10 protein-coding genes and 1 pseudogene are annotated in these 16,033 nt (G+C 71.7%); 9 read left to right on the forward strand and 2 right to left on the reverse strand.

The window, feature by feature from the left end; genetic code table 11:
- Nucleotides 1–264: 264 nt before the first annotated feature.
- The 5 genes and pseudogenes from ACGF3I_RS10650 to ACGF3I_RS10670 all read left to right on the forward strand — a co-directional run bounded on the left by ACGF3I_RS10650 (nucleotide 265) and on the right by ACGF3I_RS10670 (nucleotide 5,152).
- Nucleotides 265–783 carry a DUF1453 domain-containing protein gene (locus ACGF3I_RS10650; protein WP_393130282.1) on the forward strand — a complete coding sequence of 173 codons (519 nt, stop codon included), beginning with the start codon at nucleotides 265–267 and terminating at the stop codon, nucleotides 781–783.
- Complete coding sequence (locus ACGF3I_RS10655) at nucleotides 780–1,970, forward strand: sensor histidine kinase (RefSeq protein ID WP_393130283.1); 1,191 nt, start codon at nucleotides 780–782, stop codon at nucleotides 1,968–1,970. Before ACGF3I_RS10650 ends, ACGF3I_RS10655 begins: the two co-directional genes overlap by 4 nt.
- Complete coding sequence (locus tag ACGF3I_RS10660; RefSeq protein WP_393130284.1) at nucleotides 1,967–2,671, forward strand: response regulator; 705 nt, start codon at nucleotides 1,967–1,969, stop codon at nucleotides 2,669–2,671. The genes ACGF3I_RS10655 and ACGF3I_RS10660 overlap by 4 nt, the downstream gene beginning before the upstream one ends.
- A gap of 139 nt (nucleotides 2,672–2,810) precedes the next feature.
- Nucleotides 2,811–3,278 (forward strand): annotated as a pseudogene (locus ACGF3I_RS10665) (DUF485 domain-containing protein); the annotation flags it as partial.
- Nucleotides 3,279–3,553: 275 nt separating this feature from the next.
- Nucleotides 3,554–5,152: a cation acetate symporter gene (locus ACGF3I_RS10670; RefSeq protein WP_393130285.1), complete on the forward strand. Its 1,599-nt coding sequence runs from the start codon at nucleotides 3,554–3,556 to the stop codon at nucleotides 5,150–5,152.
- A 20-nt stretch (nucleotides 5,153–5,172) separates the two neighbouring features.
- Here the strand turns inward: ACGF3I_RS10670 and ACGF3I_RS10675 are convergent, their stop codons facing one another.
- Nucleotides 5,173–5,850: a response regulator gene (locus ACGF3I_RS10675; protein WP_393130286.1), complete on the reverse strand. Its 678-nt coding sequence runs from the start codon at nucleotides 5,848–5,850 to the stop codon at nucleotides 5,173–5,175.
- Nucleotides 5,847–7,556, reverse strand: coding sequence for an ATP-binding protein (locus ACGF3I_RS10680; RefSeq protein WP_393130287.1), 1,710 nt, complete (start codon nucleotides 7,554–7,556; stop codon nucleotides 5,847–5,849). The genes ACGF3I_RS10675 and ACGF3I_RS10680 overlap by 4 nt, the downstream gene beginning before the upstream one ends.
- 332 nt (nucleotides 7,557–7,888) lie before the next feature.
- Between ACGF3I_RS10680 and ACGF3I_RS10685 the strand changes: the two genes are divergently transcribed.
- From ACGF3I_RS10685 to ACGF3I_RS10700, 4 genes are all read left to right on the forward strand, one after another.
- A complete protein-coding gene (locus ACGF3I_RS10685) occupies nucleotides 7,889–12,196 on the forward strand; it encodes a discoidin domain-containing protein (RefSeq protein ID WP_393130288.1) in 4,308 nt (1,435 codons plus the stop codon).
- 171 nt (nucleotides 12,197–12,367) lie between these two features.
- Nucleotides 12,368–13,375, forward strand: a complete 1,008-nt coding sequence (locus ACGF3I_RS10690) for a LacI family DNA-binding transcriptional regulator (protein ID WP_393130290.1) — start codon at nucleotides 12,368–12,370, stop codon at nucleotides 13,373–13,375.
- Nucleotides 13,376–13,587: 212 nt separating this feature from the next.
- A complete protein-coding gene (locus ACGF3I_RS10695) occupies nucleotides 13,588–15,012 on the forward strand; it encodes an extracellular solute-binding protein (RefSeq protein WP_393130292.1) in 1,425 nt (474 codons plus the stop codon).
- A 66-nt stretch (nucleotides 15,013–15,078) separates the two neighbouring features.
- Nucleotides 15,079–16,023, forward strand: a complete 945-nt coding sequence (locus ACGF3I_RS10700; RefSeq protein ID WP_393130294.1) for a carbohydrate ABC transporter permease — start codon at nucleotides 15,079–15,081, stop codon at nucleotides 16,021–16,023.
- Nucleotides 16,024–16,033: the final 10 nt, after the last annotated feature.

The raw sequence follows: 16,033 nt of genomic DNA on the forward strand, positions 1-16,033 counted from the left end.
ACTTTTTTTAAACCACACCCCCCCCCCCCCCCCCCCCCCGCCCCCCCCCCCCCCCCGCCCCCCGCCCCGGCCCCCCGGGGGCGCCCCCCCGCCCCCCCCCCGGCGCCCCTCGTCTCCACCCCGGGGTGGAGACGAAACATCCACCCGGGGTCCACCCCTGGCCCGATGCCCTTGACCAGGTGTTTTCCGTAACTTCGTAGACGTAGCGAGCGGCCGGCCCCCGGCTCCTCGTCCGCTTCGTCTCTCGTCGTTCCGGAGGATTCGATGTCCACGCTCTTCAACGTGCTGGTGGCCGTCGCGGTGGTGGCGCTGATCGTGGTCCGCCAGTTCAAGCCGCAGCAGGTGGGCGGCTCGGACCGCAAGTGGTGGCTCGTGCCCGCGGTGCTCGTGTTCTTCGCCGTCAAGGACGGCGGGCTCCTCGACCCGCACCACCAGGTCGCCTCGGCCGTGCTGCTCGGCACCGAGCTGCTGACCGGCGTGCTCATGGGCGTCGGCTGGGCCTGGACGTCGAAGACGTGGACCGAGGCCGACGGCACCGTCTGGTCGCGCGGCACCCGGGCGACCGCCGGGGTCTGGGTGCTCGGCGTCGCCCTGCGGGTCGGGCTCGCCGCCCTCGGCGCCGTGGCCGGGATCCACATGGGCACCGGAGCGATCCTGCTCGCGCTCGCCGCCTCCCTGCTCGTCCGCGGCGCCATCCTGATGTGGCGGGCCCACCCCGGGTTCGCGCCGTACGGTGTCGCGGCGGCGGGTTCCGCGCCGCGGATGTGGAAGGACCGCGTGTGACCGTGGAGACCTGGCTCGGCTGGCCCTCGCGGGAAGCGCTCTCCCGCGAGGGCGTCAGCCGCGCCCGGCGCAATCTCGCCCGGGGCATCCGGGCGGTGGTGCTCGCTTCGCTGCTCTGGTCCACGTTCGCCGCGAAGCGGGGGCCGGGCGAGTGGGCCTGGGTGGGCGGAGTGGCGCTCGTGCTCGGCTGCCTCGTGGTGGGCCGCGCGTTCTACCGCTTCACCTACGACCACCGCCTGTGGCCCTCGCTCGGCTCGCTCCTGCTGCTCATGGCGGCCGCGGCCGGGGCCCGGGCCTGCGGCTGGCCGGTGCTCGCGCTCGTCCTGTGGTGCGGCTGCGCGGTGACGGCCCTGGAGCGGTTGCCGCTCGGCGTCGCGGTGCCGTGCACCGCCGTGGCGCTGGCCGCGTACGTGCTGGTCACCAACGACAACTGGCTGACCACCGCGGTCACCGTGGCCGGGCTCGGCCTCGCCGGATACGTGCTGCGGCTCGACGCCGAGGCGCGCGGCGCCGCCCAGCGGCTCCTCGCGCAGGAACGCGCGGCGCGGGCCGCCGAGGCGCGGTCGGCCGCGCTCGGCGAGCGGGCCAGGATCGCCCGCGAGATCCACGACGTACTGGCCCACAGCCTCTCGGCCCAGCTGGTGCACCTGGAGGCGGCCCGGCTGCTGATCGAGCGGGAGCCGCCCGGGGAGTTCCGGGACACGATCCTGGAGCGGGTGGTGGCCGCGCGGGGCATGGCCCGCGAGGGTCTCGCCGAGACGCGCCAGGCGTTGTCCGCGCTGCGCGGCGAAATGACCCCGGTGGAGGACTTCCTGCACACGCTGGTCGACGGCCCGGGAGCGGCGGGCGGTCTCGCTCCGGGCGCCCGCGTCCAGGTGACGGGGGAGCGCAGGGCGCTGCCGGCCGAGGCGTCGGGGGCCGTGCGCCGGGTGGCGCAGGAAGCCCTGACGAACGTGCGCAAGCACGCGCCGGGCGCCCTCGTCACCGTCCGGCTGGAGTACCTGGCCGGTGAAGTGGCCCTGGAAGTACGGGATTCGGGAGGGCGCGGCCGGGCGGGAGAGCTCGCTGTCAGTGGCTCCGGCTACGGTCTGCTGGGGATGAGGGAGCGCGCCGAACTGCTCGGCGGCACCCTGGAGGCCGGGCCGGAGGAGGAGGGCTTCGTGGTGAGACTGAGGGTGCCCGCATGAGCGGGGAGGCGCCCGGGGCGCGCGCGGCGCGGCGGACGATCCGGGTGGTCGTGGCCGACGACCAGGCCGTGGTGCGCGAGGGCATCGTGATGCTGCTCGGGCTGCTGCCCGGCATCGAGGTCGTGGGCTCCGCGCGGGACGGCGAGGAGGCGCTCGCCCTCACGGCCCGGCTGGCGCCGGACATCGTGCTGATGGACCTGCGCATGCCGCGCTGCGACGGTGTCGAGGCGACCCGGCGCATCCGCGCCGAACACCCCGGCACGGAGGTGGTGATCCTGACGACGTACGCGGACGACGACTCGCTCTTCCCCGCCCTCAAGGCCGGCGCCCGGGGCTATCTCACCAAGGACGCCGGCGGCGACGAGATCGTCCGGTCGATAGAGGACGTGCTGGCGGGGCAGGCCGGCCTCGCGCCCTCCGTCCAGCGCCGCCTGCTGGAGCGGGTCATGGCGCCGCAGGCCCCCGCCGCACCGGCCGAGCTGCCCGACGGGCTCACGGCGCGCGAGGGCGAGGTGCTCACCCTGGTCGCCGACGGGATGTCCAACTCCGAGATCGCGCACGCCCTGCACATCTCGACGGCCACGGTGAAGACCCACATCAACAACATCTTCGGCAAGACCGGGGTGCGCGACCGGGTCCAGGCCATGCGGTACGCCTATCGGCACGGGCTGAGCCGGCCGCCCGGCGGCTCCGGGGTGTGAGCGGTCTTCATTACCTACTTGATTACCTGCTTCATCACCTAATGGGGTGAAGACGGGGGATAGGGCAGCCAGGACCCGTCTCCTCCGCCCATCCTTGGGCACGTGGCCCAACGGGGCCGTGGGCAAGGAGAGTTGTTCGGTGGAGAAGCAGGAGGGGCGTGATCCCGCGGCGGCGCGGATCGACGACCCCTGGTACGACGCCCTGGCCTCCGGCTGGGGCGAACTGGACGGCGAGCCGGCGTCGGCGACCGTGCCCGCACAACAGCGTGCCGACGAGGACGAGGACCGGCGGCTCACCCCGGCCGAGATCTACCTCGAAGTGCAGCGCAGCGCGGCGTTCCAGGAGGTGCGACGGCGCTACCGCCGGTTCGTCGTCCCGGCCGTCGCGGCGTTCTTCGCCTGGTACCTCGCCTATGTCGTCACCGCGGTGAGCGCCCCCGGTCTGATGTCCCGTCCGGTGGCGGGCGCGGTGAACGTGGCGATGGTCGCGGGGCTGGCCCAGTTCCTGTCCACCTTCCTGCTGACCTGGGCGTACGCACGCCATGCCCGGCTGCACCGGGACCGGGCGGCCCTGGAACTGCGCTGGGTGGTGTTCGAGCAGAACCGCCGCCCGGGGCCGGCCGGCCGCACCGCCCGCACCGACCACCCCGGCCGGAACGCCCGCGACGACCGCGGCGGCCACGCCGTCCGGGCCGGCCACCCCGCCCCGCTCCACCCCACCGGCCAGTCCGCACCAGCGCACTACCCCGCTCCACCGGCCGGGCCCCCCGTGCCCGAGCCGGACGGCCGGCCCGAGCAGGAGCAGCAGCGGGAGCGGGCGGTCGAGCAGGGCCGGGCGGCGCGGCGCAACGACGGGCAGGGAACGACACAAGGGGCCAACAGATGATCGCCGGCGGGGACCACCAGACTCTGGCACTGCTGCTGTTCAGCGCGTTCGTGGCGGCGACGCTCGCCATCACCACCTGGGTGAGCCGCAACCGGCACGGCTCGGCCGAGGAGTTCTACACCGGCGGTCGGCTCTTCTCACCCCTGGAAAATGGTTTTGCCATCGCGGGCGACTACATGTCGGCCGCGTCCTTCCTCGGTATCTCCGGACTGATCGCCCTGTTCGGCTACGACGGGATGCTGTACTCGGTCGGGTTCCTCGTCGCCTGGCTCGTGGTGCTGCTGCTGGTGGCCGAACTCGTCCGCAACTGCGGCAAGTTCACGCTCGCCGACGTCGTCGCGGCCCGGATGAACGAGCGTCCGGTGCGGATCGCGGCGGGAACTTCTTCGGTCACCGTGTCCGTTCTCTATCTGGTGGCGCAGATGGTGGGCGCGGGCAGCCTGGTCGCGCTGCTCCTCGGCGGCACCAGCGGCGCGGCGCGCAACTGGACGGTCATCGGGGTGGGCGCCCTGATGGTGGTCTACGTCTCGCTCGGCGGCATGCGGGCCACCACCTGGATCCAGATCGTAAAGGCCGTCCTGCTGATGGCCGGCACGATCACCCTCACCGTGCTGGTGCTGCTGCGCTTCCACGGCGACATCAACGCGCTGCTCGAATCGGCGGCCCAACACAGCGGCCACGGGCGGGAGTTCCTCTCACCCGGCCTCAAGTACGGCGGTGACTGGACGGCCCGGTTCGACTTCATCAGCCTCGGGCTCGCCCTGGTCCTGGGCACGGCCGGGCTGCCGCACATCCTGTCGCGCTTCTACACCGTGCCGACCGCGCGGGCCGCCCGGCGTTCGGTCGTCTGGTCCATCGGCCTCATCGGCGGCTTCTACCTGATGACGATCGTGCTCGGCTTCGGCGCGGCGGCCCTGGTCGGCACGGCCCAGGTCAAGGCCTCGAACCCGGCCGGCAACACGGCGGTCGCCCTGCTCGCCTACGACCTGGGGGGCGGCGCGGGATCCACCGGCGGCACGGTGCTCTTCGCCGTGGTCGCCGCCGTCGCCTTCGCCACCATCCTCGCGGTGGTCGCGGGCATCACGCTGGCCTCGTCGGCGTCCGTCGCCCACGATCTGTACGCCTCGCTCCGGCGCAGGCACGCCAAGCAGCGCAGCGAGGTGGCGGTGGCGCGGATGGCCTCGGTGGGGATCGGGGCGGTCGCCATCGCCCTCGGCCTGCTGGCCCGGGACCTGAACGTGGCCTTCCTGGTGGGCCTCGCGTTCGCGGTGGCCGCGTCGGCGAACCTGCCGGTCCTGCTGTACTCGCTGTTCTGGCGGAACTTCACCACCCGCGGTGCGGTGTGGTCGGTGTACGGGGGCCTGGTCCCGGCGCTGGTCCTGGTCCTGGTCTCGCCGGTGGTCTCCGGCAGCCCCGAATCGCTCTTCCCCGGCGTGGACTTCCAGTTCTTCCCGCTGCAGAACCCGGGCCTCGTCTCCATCCCGCTGGGCTTCCTCGCGGGCTGGTTCGGCACGGTCACCTCCCACGAGGTGCCGGACGAGGCCAAGCACGCGGAGGCCGAGGTGCGGGCGCTCACCGGCGCGGGCGCGGTGTAGGTGAGGCGGCGGCTCGCAGCTCAGGGCGACGCCACCCAGGCGTACCGGTGTTCCGGCCGGCCGGTCTCGCCGTAGCGCAGGCCGAGGCGCACCCGGCCGGCCCGTTCCAGGAGTTTCAGATAGCGCTGGGCCGTCTGGCGGCTGACCCCCGCACGCTCGGCGATCTCCTGTGCCGAGAGCGGCCCCTCGGCCTCCTTCAGGACCCGGCGCAGCAGGTCCGCCGTGGTGGGGGAGTGGCCCTTGGGGAGGTCGGGTTCGGCGGGCACGGACAGGGCGCCGAAGATCCGGTCGACCTCCGCCTGTTCGGCCTCGCCGCCCCCGTCCAGGGTGCGGCGCAGGGCCGCGTACGCCTCCAGTTTGGTGCGCAGGCCCGCGAAGTTGAAGGGCTTCACCAGGTACTGGAGGGCGCCCTGACGCATCGCCGCCTGGACGGTGGCGACGTCCCGGGCCGCCGTCACCATGATCACGTCGGTGTGGTGGCCGAGGCGGCGCAGCTCCCGCACGAAGGCGAGGCCGTTCTCGTCGGGCAGATGGTGGTCGAGCAGGACCAGGTCCACCGGCTGCTCGGCGATCTCGGCGAGTGCCTCGGCGGCCGAGTGGGCCTGGGCGACCACCCGGAATCCGGGCACCTTGCGGGTGTAGGCGGCATTGATGTCGGCGACCCGGGGGTCGTCGTCCACCACCAGGACGTCGATCACGAGGTCTCCGCCCCCTCTGCCCGTGCCGCTTCCGGCGCGCACCCGGCCGCGCCCTCCGGCCGCACTGGCGGCCTCCCGTCCAGGGCCTCGCTCAGCGCCTCGGGCAGGACGACCGTGAACTCCGCGCCTCCGCCCGGGCCCGCGCCGACGCGGGCGCTGCCGCCCGTCCGCTCGGCGAAGCGGCCGACCAGGGCGAGGCCGAGGCCCCGCCTGCCGTGGGCGGGCGGTGCCTTCGTCGTCCAGCCCTCGGTGAAGACCAGCTCGCGCCGGTCGTCGGGGATGCCCGGCCCGTTGTCGCGGACCCGTACGACCACGGTGCGCCCCTCGGCGCGCAGCTCCACCTCGACCGCGGCGCCGGGCGTCCCGGCCGTCGCGTCGAGCGCGTTGTCGACGAGGTTGCCGACGACCGTGACCAGGCCGCGCGGATCGATGAACCGGTCGGGCAGCGACGTCGCGGGCGACAGGCTCAGGGCCACCGCGCGTTCCGCGGCGACGGTCGCCTTGCCGACCAGGACCGCGGCGAGCAGCGGATCCCGGACCTTCTCGGTGACCTGCTCGGCGGTGGCCCGGTGCACCCCGACGACCTCCGTGATGAATGCGACGGCCTCTTCGTACAGTCCGAGTTCGAGCAGGCCGAGCAGGGTGTGCAACCGGTTGGCGTGCTCGTGGTCCTGGGCGCGCAGGGCGTCGATCAGGCCGCGGGTGGAGTCGAGTTCGCGGCCCAGGTGCTCCAGCTCGGTGCGGTCGCGCAAGGTGGCCACGGCGCCTCCGTCCTCGGTCGGCATCCGGTTGGCGACCAGGACACGGTGGCCGCGCACGGTCAGCAGGTCCGTGCCCTCGACCCGGCCGGCCAGCACATCGGTGGTCCGCCCCGCGCCGAGCACTTCGTCCAGGGGCCGGCCGCCCGCCTCGGGCCCGACGTCGAGCAGGCGCTGCGCCTCGTCGTTGAGCAGCCGGATCCGGCCGTCGCCGTCGAGCGCCACCACGCCCTCGCGAATGGAGTGCAGCATCGCCTCGCGCTCCGTGAGCAGCGCCGAGATGTCGGAGAAGGCCAGGTCGCGGGTCTGCCGGTGGACGCGTCTCGCGATGAGCCAGGCGGCGAGCGCGCCCACCGCGAGCGCGCCGCCCGCATACGCGAACAGACCGGGGATCGCGTTGAGGAGCCGCGCCCGCACGCTGTCGTACTCGATGCCCACCGACACGGCGCCGACGACCGTGCCGCCGGGCCCGCGCAGCGCCACCTTGCCCCGGGCGGAGCGGCCCAGGGTGCCGCTGTCGATCTCCATCACGTCGTGGCCCGCGAGCACGTCACCGGGGTCGGTGGACACCTCCTGGCCCAGCTCCGCCGGGTCCGGGTGCGACCAGCGCACCCCGCGGTCGTTCATGACCACCACGTACTCGGCGCCGGTCGCCCGCCGGATCCGTTCGGCCTCCCGCTGCACCGGCCCGTCGGGGGAGGGCCGCGAGGTCAGCAGGTCGTCGGTGAGCCGCGGCTCGGCCGCGGTGGTCGCCGCGATGGCCAGCGCGCGCCGCATGGCCTGGTCGTCCAGCTGAGCGCTCAGCGGCGCGAGGAACAGCCCGGTCGCGAGCACGGCGACGCCCGCCGCGACGGCCAGCTGCATGAGCAGCACCTGGGAGAAGACCCGGCGCGGCCAGCCCAGCCGACGCCGCCGCGCGGTGGTGCCGGTCGTCGGTGGGGCGCTCATGCCCAGGCACGTTAGACGGCCCCGGTCGCATCCCGAAATCCCTCTCGGATCACAGAGGGGTCTCCATCGGGGCGCCGTCCAGGAGGCCGAAATCCGCTTGCGTTGCTTGCGGATAATTTGCGGGCCCCTGTCGTGCTGCCGATAAAACCGCAGCATGCGCGATGACGGCGGAGAAAGCGGGTGTTCCGGCTCTCCGGGCGGGCCGCGGACGGGCCGCGGCAGGGCGTCCGCAGGGATGGACGCATGGACGCATCTCTGCAACTCTCTCACCGCCCAGCGCAAAATACGTGGCTCATTCCCGCAGAAACCCTAGTCGCGCAGATCGGGGACTTATGAGAACGCTCCGTTGGAGATGGCGTACGCGGACGAGGGTGCTCGCCGCGCTCCTCGCCACCAGCCTGTTCATGATCGGATGGCCCGCCCTCTCCGCCTCGGCGGCCGGCGGCCCGGACCTGGCCGCCGGGAAGCCCGCGTCGGCGTCCGGCGCCAACGGGTCCTACGTCGCCAAGAACGTGACGGACGGCGATCCGTCCACCTACTGGGAGAGCGCCGGCGGCGCCTTCCCCCAGTGGGTCCAGACCGACCTCGCCACCACGAACTCCGTCGACGAGGTCGTCCTGAAGCTCCCCGCGTCCTGGGGCGACCGCAAGGAGACCCTGTCCGTGCAGGGCAGCACGGACGGCACCGGCTTCAGCACCCTGGCCGGCTCCGCCGCGTACAGCTTCACGCAGAGCTCGGGCAACACGGTGCGGATAGGCTTCGCCGCCGCCCGCGTCCGGTTCGTACGGATCGAGATCACGGCGAACACCGGCTGGCAGGCGGCCCAGCTCTCCACCCTCGAAGTGCACGCGGCCGGCGGCGCGAGCGGCACCAACCTCGCCCTCGGCAAGACCCTCACCGCGTCCAGCACCACGCAGACCTACGCCGCGGCCAACGCCAACGACGGCAGCAAGGCGAGCTACTGGGAGAGCGCCAACAACGCCTTCCCGCAGTGGATCCAGGCCGATCTGGGCGCCACCGTGCCGGTCGACAAGGTGGTCCTCAAGCTGCCGGACGGCTGGGGCGACCGCACCCAGACCCTCAAGATCCAGGGCAGCGCCAACGGCAGCGACTTCACCGATCTGACCGCCGCACAGGGCTACGCCTTCACCGCGGCCAACGGCCTGACCGTGCCCGTCGCGCTCGGCGCCGCCACCACCCGCTACGTCCGCGTGCTCATCTCCGGCAACACCGCCCAGCCCGGCGGCCAGCTGTCCGAGCTGGAGATCTACGGACCGTCGAGCGGTGACACCCAGCCGCCCACCGCGCCCAAGAACCTCGCCTACACCGAGCCCGCCTCCGGCCAGATCCGTCTGACCTGGGACGCCGCCACCGACAACACCGGGGTCACCGGGTACGACGTCTACGCCGACGGAGAGCTGCGCACCAGCGTCGCCGGCACCGTCACCACGTACACCGACAACCGGCCCGCGAGCGACACGGTCACCTACTACGTGCGGGCCAAGGACGCGGCGGGCAACCAGTCCGCCAACAGCAACACCGTGACCCGCAAGGGCAGTTCGGGCGACACCCAGGCGCCGACCGCGCCCGCGAACCTGGCGTACACGGAGCCGGCGGCCGGGCAGATCAAGCTGACCTGGACCGCCTCCACCGACAACACGGGCGTCAGCGGTTACGACGTGTACGCCGACAACCAGCTGCTCAAGAGCGTGGCCGGCGACGTCACGAGCTACACCGACAGCCGGCCGGCCACGGTGACCGTCTCCTACTACGTGCGCGCCAAGGACGCGGCGGGCAACCAGTCCGGCGCCAGCAACACCGTGACCCGCAACGGCACCTCGACCGGGGACGGCTCCAACCTCGCGGTGGGCAAGCCCATCACGGCGTCCTCCTCCACCTTCACCTTCGTCGCCGCGAACGCCAACGACAACGACACGGCGACCTATTGGGAGAGCGCGCCCGGAGGCTACCCGAGCACGCTGACCGTCCAGCTCGGCGCCAACGCGGACACCAACACCGTGGTCCTCAAGCTCAATCCGGACAGCGGCTGGGGCAGACGCACGCAGAACATCGCGGTGCTCGGACGCGAGCAGAGCGCGTCCGCGTACACCACGCTGGCCGCAGCCAAGGACTACACCTTCGACCCGGCGAGCGGGAACACCGTCGCCATCCCCGTCCAGGCCCGGGTGGCCGACGTGCAGCTCCGCTTCACCTCCAACACCGGGGCAACGGGCGGGCAGGTCGCGGAGTTCCAGGTCGTCGGCGTGCCGTCGCCCAACCCGGACCTGGAGGTCACCGCGCTGACGGCGGCCCCCTCCGCGCCCGTCGAGTCGGACGCCGTGACCCTGTCGGCGACCGTGCACAACAAGGGGACCAGCGCCGCGCCCGCGACCACGGTCGCCTTCCAGCTCGGCGGCTCCAAGGCGGCCACCGCGAACGTCGGCGCGCTGGCGGCCGGGGCCTCGCAGACGGTGAGCGCCTCAATCGGCACGCACGACGCGGGAACCTATCCGCTGGGCGCGGTCGTTGATCCGGACAACACCGTCATCGAGCAGAACGACACCAACAACAGCTTCACCGGCAGCCCCTTGGTGATCAAGCCGGTCGCCTCGGCCGACCTGGTCGCCGCCGCGGTCACCTGGTCGCCGAGCGCCCCCTCGGCGGGCCAGCCGGTCGCCTTCTCGGTGACGCTGAAGAACCAGGGCACCCTCGCCTCGGCGGCCGGTGCCCACGGCATCACGCTCACCCTGCTCGACGACCAGGGCGCCACGGTCACGACGCTCACCGGCGCCTACAACGGAGCGCTCGCCGCGGGCGCCACCGCGTCCCCGGCCAGCCTCGGCTCCTGGACGGCCGCCAACGGCAGGTACACGGCGAAGGTGGTGATCGCCGACGACGCCAACGAACTGCCGGTCAAGCGCGCCAACAACACCAGCCGACAGGCGTTCTTCGTGGGGCGCGGCGCGAGCATGCCGTACGACACCTACGAGGCGGAGGACGGGGTGACGGGCGGCGGCGCCCAGGTCGTCGGGCCCAACCGCACGATCGGCGACCTCGCGGGCGAGGCGTCCGGACGCAAGGCTGTCACCCTCAACTCGACCGGCAACTATGTGCAGTTCACCACCCGGGCCGACACCAACAGCCTGGTGACGCGCTTCTCCATCCCCGACGCGCCGGGCGGCGGCGGCACCAGCGCCACCCTGGACCTCTACGTCGACGGCGTCTTCCGCAAGGCCATCGACCTGAGCTCGAAGTACATGTGGCAGTACGGCGCCGAGGCGAGCCCCAACAATTCGCCGGGCTCCGGAGGCCCGCGCCACATCTACGACGAGGCCAATGTGCTGCTCGGCGACACCGTGAAGGCGGGCAGCACCATCCGCCTCCAGAAGGACACCGCCAACTCCTCCACGTACGCCATCGACTTCATCAATCTGGAACAGGTGAGCCAGCTCCCCAACCCCGACCCGGCGGCCTACGCCGTGCCCGCGGGCACCACCCAGCAGGACGTGCAGAACGCGCTGGACAAGGTGCGGATGGACACTACCGGCAAGCTCGTCGGCGTCTATCTGCCGCCCGGCACCTACAGCACCAGCAACAAGTTCCAGGTGTACGGGAAGCCCGTGAAGCTGGTCGGCGCCGGACCCTGGTTCACCCGGTTCGCCACCCCGCCCGACCAGGAGAACACCGACGCCGGCTTCGACGTCCAGGCCTCCGCCAACGGCTCCTCGTTCACCGGGTTCGGCTTCTTCGGCAACTACACCTCGCGCAACGACGGCCCCGGCAAGGTCTTCAACTGGTCGAACGTCGCGAACATGACGATCGACAATGTGTGGGTCGAGCACATGATGTGCCTGTACTGGGGCACCAACACCGACCACGTCACCATCAAGAACACCCGGGTCCGCGACCTGTACGCGGACGGGATCAACCTCACCAACGGCAGCAGCGACAACACCATCAGCAATGTGGAGGCCCGCTCCACCGGCGACGACAGCTTCGCGCTGTTCCCCGCCACCGACATCGCCAACGCCGACGAGACCGGCAACGTCTTCGAGAACCTCAGCGCCCTGCTGACCTGGCGGGCCGCCGGATTCGCCGTCTACGGAGGCACCGCCAACACCTTCCGCAACCTGTACGCGGCCGACATGCTGACGTACCCCGGACTCACCATCGGCACCCTGAAGTTCGGCTCCATCCCGGCCCTCGGCTTCGGCACGGACCCGACGAACTTCCAGAACATCTCGCTGGTGCGCTCCGGCGGGCACTTCTGGGGCGCGCAGGCCTTCGGCGCGCTGTGGATGTACTCGGCGGAGTACGTGTTCCAGGGGATCCGGATCAGCGGTCTCGACATCACCGATCCGACGTACTCCGGAATCATGTTCCAGACGAAGTACAACGGCAGCACCCCGCTGTTCCCGATCAAGGACAGCGTGCTCACCGACGTCAGCATCAGCGGCGCCCACCGCAGCGGTGACGCCTTCGACGCCAAGTCCGGCATCGGGATCTGGGCCAACGAGCTGCCCGAACCCGGACAGGGGCCGGCCGTGGGGGAGGTGACCTTCAATCATCTGAAGCTGAGCGACAACGCCCAGGACATCCGCAACACCACCTCCACCTTCAAGATCGTCAACAACCCGTAGGCGCGAGCGCACGGCACCAGCCGCCCCGGGGCCGTCCCGGGGCGGCGTCCGGCGTGCGCCGCCTCCCGTGCGTGCCGCCGCGCCCGTGTCCGGACCGGCCCGGCGGTGCCTCGCGGAACCGGCACCACGGGAACGCAAGCGGCTTGCATTGCTTGCGCTAGTCTTGCGCTCATGACGCGACGACTTGCTCAGGTGGCGAAGAAGGTTGGAGTCAGCGAGGCCACGGTCAGCCGGGTGCTCAACGGCAAACCGGGTGTCTCCGAAACCACCCGGCAGGCCGTGCTCACGGCGCTCGACGTGCTCGGCTACGAGCGCCCGACGCAGCTGCGCGGCGAGCGGGCCCGTCTGGTCGGCCTCGTCCTGCCCGAGCTGCAGAACCCGATCTTCCCGGCGTTCGCCGAGGTCATCGGGGGAGCGCTGGCCCAGCAGGGGCTGACCCCCGTCCTGTGCACGCAGACCAAGGGCGGGGTCTCCGAGGCCGACTACGTGGACCTGCTGCTCCAGCAGCAGGTCTCCGGAGTCGTCTTCGCGGGCGGCCTGTTCGCGCAGATGGAGGCGCCGCACGGGCACTACCAGCAGCTCGCCGACCGCAAGGTGCCGGTGGTGCTGATCAACGCGGCCATCGAGCACCTCGACTTCCCGGTGGTCGCCTGCGACGACGCGGTGGCGATGGAACAGGCCTGGCGCCACCTGGCCTCGCTGGGCCACGAGCGCATCGGCCTGGTGCTCGGGCCGCCGGACCACGTGCCCTCCCGGCGCAAGCTGGAGGCGGCCCGCGCGCTGGCCGCGACGGCCGGCGCCCCGTTCGCCGAGGACCGCGTCGAGCGCGCGATGTTCTCCCTGGAGGGCGGCCAGGCCGCGACCTCCCGCCTCCTGGAGCGCGGCGTCACCGGCATCATCTGCGCCAGCGACCCGCTCGCCCTCGGCGCCGTGCGGGCCGCCCGCAGGCGCGGTCTTGACGTGCCGCGTGACGTCTCGGTCGTCGGCTACGACGACTCCGCGTTCATGAACTGCACCGAACCCCCGCTGACCACCGTGCGCCAGCCCATCGAGGCCATGGGCCGGGCCGCGGTCGAGCTGCTGTCGGCGCAGATCCAGGGTGGTGTGGTGCCCCCGGGCGAGCTGCTCTTCGAACCCGAACTCGTGGTGCGCGGGTCGACCGCGCAGGTGCCGCGCTGAGCGCCGGTCCCCCCACTCTGTCCCAGCGCGCCGGGCGATGCCGCCCGGCGCGCTGTTGTGTGCCCGGGGCGCGTCCCTCGCGTACAACGCTCTGTCGAAGTTTTACGAAATTGGCGCGAGATATTGCGCTGATGTGACGCCGGTGGTTGAGTGTGCCGCGCCCCGCTGCCGTCGGCGAGGCTCTTCCACGCTCCTCCCGAAGGGGTCCTCCGATGAGACGCACCAGATCCAGCTCCGCACCGCATGCCCGCCGCGCCGCCGTCGGCGCCCTGGCCGGCGCCCTCGCCCTCACCGCCCTCGCCGCCTGCGGAACCAGCAGCAGCGACTCGGGCGGCGGGGGCGGCAAGCCCGGCACCGGGTCGAGCGACCCCGCCGCCCCGCTCGACCCGAAGACCAAGGTGGACCTCACCATCGACTGCATGCCGCCGGCCGCGAAGGCCGCCGAGCTCAGGGAGTGGAAGCAGGACGTCGCCACGTTCAACAAGACGTATCCGAACGTCCGCATCGTCGGCAGGTCGACGCCCGGGCAGTGCGAGGAGCCGCCGCGCTTCACCGCGGCCCTGAAGGCGAAGTCCCAACCCGACGTCTTCTACGCGTACTTCACCGACCTCCAGCAGGTCCTGGACAACGACGGCGCCGCCGACATCTCGGCCTACGTCACGCCCACGTCCGTCCCCGCCCTCAACAGCATCGACCCGGCCGTGATGGGGGTGTACAAGAAGGACGGCAAGATGTACGGCCTGCCCACCAGCAATTACCAGATGGGCATCATGATCAACCGGAAGCTGTTCCAGCAGGCCGGGCTCGACCCCGACAAGCCGCCCACCACCTGGGACGAGGTCCGCACCGACGCGCGGGCGATAGCCGCGCTCGGCAACGGCGTTTACGGCTACGGCGAGTACAGCGCCGAGAACACCGGCGGCTGGCACTTCACCGCCGCGATGTACAGCCTCGGCGGCGATGTGGTCGGCGCCGACGGCAGGGCCGCCTTCAACAACGCCACCGGCACCCAGGTCCTCCAGCAGCTGCACGACATGCGCTGGAGCGACCGGAGCATGAGCCAGACCCAGCTCCTGAAGTGGGGCGACCTCCAGAAGCAGATCACCGCCGACAAGCTCGGCATGTTCCTCGCCGCCCCCGACGACATCGCCTACATGGTCCAGCAACTGGGCGCCAAGTACGAGAACTTCGGCATGGGCCCGATCCCCGGCGGCAAGGCCACGCTCACCGGCGGCAACGGCTACATGATCAAGCAGGGCAGCTCGCCCGACAAGATCAAGGCCGCCGTCGCCTGGCTGAACTTCAAGAACCTCAGCCCCGGCAAGGGCCAGTTCGACTGGGCCCGCACCAAGGCCGACCAGCTGCCCGTCGGTGTGCCGCAGCCCAACTTCTTCACCGGTGACGTCAAGGCCGCCGACCTGAAGTCCCGCAGCGACAACGCCACGATGCCGGTCGCCAACTTCGCGCCCTATCTCGCCCACCCGGTCCCGGGCAAGGCCGAGCCGCCGAAGGCGCAGGAGGTCTACAAGGTCCTCGACAACGCGATGTCCGCGGTGCTCACCAACAAGGACGCCGACATCGCCAAGCTGCTCTCGACCGCGCAGACGCAGGTCGACCAGGTCCTGGCGAACCAGTAGCACGCCCGGCGGCCCGGGCCGGAGCGCGCCTCCGGCCCGCCGCCCGCCCCTGATTCAGGAGTGACGATGTCGGCCTCCACCCTGCCCACCCGGGAAGCGACCCGGCCGCCCCGGGACGCGGAGCTGCCCAGGCAGCGCGGATTCGCCCGGGCCCTGCGGCGCAACCTCACCGCGCACGGCTTCCTCATCGGCGCCGTGCTCTGCTTCGCCTTCTTCTCCTGGTACCCGATGGTCAGGGAGTTCGTCCTCGCCTTCCAGAAGACCAAGGACGGCCGCACCACCTGGGCCGGCTGGTCCAACCTCAGCTACGTCTTCCACGACCCGGCGTTCTGGCAGGCCTGGCGCAACACCCTGCTGTTCACCGGGCTCGCCCTGGTCCTCGGCTTCGTCCTGCCGTTCCTGGTCGCCGTCCTGCTCAATGAATTCCGGCACGGCCAGGGCTACTTGAGGCTCCTGGTCTACCTTCCCGTGATGCTGCCGCCGGTCGCCTCGGTGCTGCTCTTCAAGTACTTCTACGACCCCGGGTACGGCCTGTTCAACCGGATCTTCGAGCTGGTCGGGCTGCCCGCGCAGCAGTGGCTCCAGTCGACCGACACCGCGATGCTCTCGGTGGTGATCGCGGCGACCTGGATGAACATGGGCAGCGCCACCCTCGTCTACCTCGCCGCGCTCCAGGGCATCCCGGGCGAGCTGTACGAGGCGGCCGAACTCGACGGCGCGGGGCTGCTGCGCAAGATCTGGCACGTCACCGTGCCGCAGACCCGGCTCGTGCTCTCGCTGATGTTCCTGATGCAGATCATCGCCACGATGCAGGTGTTCACCGAGCCCTTCCTGCTCACCAACGGCGCCGGTCCCGAGGGCTCCACGACGACCGTGGTCTACCTCATCTACCAGTACGCCTTCAACTTCAACAACTACGGCGGCGCCGCGGCCCTGGGCCTGTGCCTGCTGGTGCTGCTCGCCGGCTTCTCGGCGATGTACGTCCGGCTCAGCCGCGACAGCGACGACTAGAACGGACGGA

Origin of the sequence: Streptomyces sp. NPDC048111 (assembly GCF_043202815.1) — a bacterium.
GTDB lineage: Bacteria > Actinomycetota > Actinomycetes > Streptomycetales > Streptomycetaceae > Streptomyces.

Bases quoted from the DNA above. Each gene is read 5' to 3' on its own strand.
- ACGF3I_RS10650 (WP_393130282.1), top strand. From the start codon at position 265: ATGTCCACGCTCTTCAACGTGCTGGTGGCCGTCGCGGTGGTGGCGCTG.
- ACGF3I_RS10660 (WP_393130284.1), top strand. From the start codon at position 1,967: ATGAGCGGGGAGGCGCCCGGGGCGCGCGCGGCGCGGCGGACGATCCGG.
- ACGF3I_RS10670 (WP_393130285.1), top strand. From the start codon at position 3,554: ATGATCGCCGGCGGGGACCACCAGACTCTGGCACTGCTGCTGTTCAGC.
- ACGF3I_RS10680 (WP_393130287.1), bottom strand. From the start codon at position 7,556: ATGAGCGCCCCACCGACGACCGGCACCACCGCGCGGCGGCGTCGGCTG.
- ACGF3I_RS10685 (WP_393130288.1), top strand. From the start codon at position 7,889: ATGAGAACGCTCCGTTGGAGATGGCGTACGCGGACGAGGGTGCTCGCC.
- ACGF3I_RS10690 (WP_393130290.1), top strand. From the start codon at position 12,368: ATGACGCGACGACTTGCTCAGGTGGCGAAGAAGGTTGGAGTCAGCGAG.
- ACGF3I_RS10695 (WP_393130292.1), top strand. From the start codon at position 13,588: ATGAGACGCACCAGATCCAGCTCCGCACCGCATGCCCGCCGCGCCGCC.
- ACGF3I_RS10700 (WP_393130294.1), top strand. From the start codon at position 15,079: ATGTCGGCCTCCACCCTGCCCACCCGGGAAGCGACCCGGCCGCCCCGG.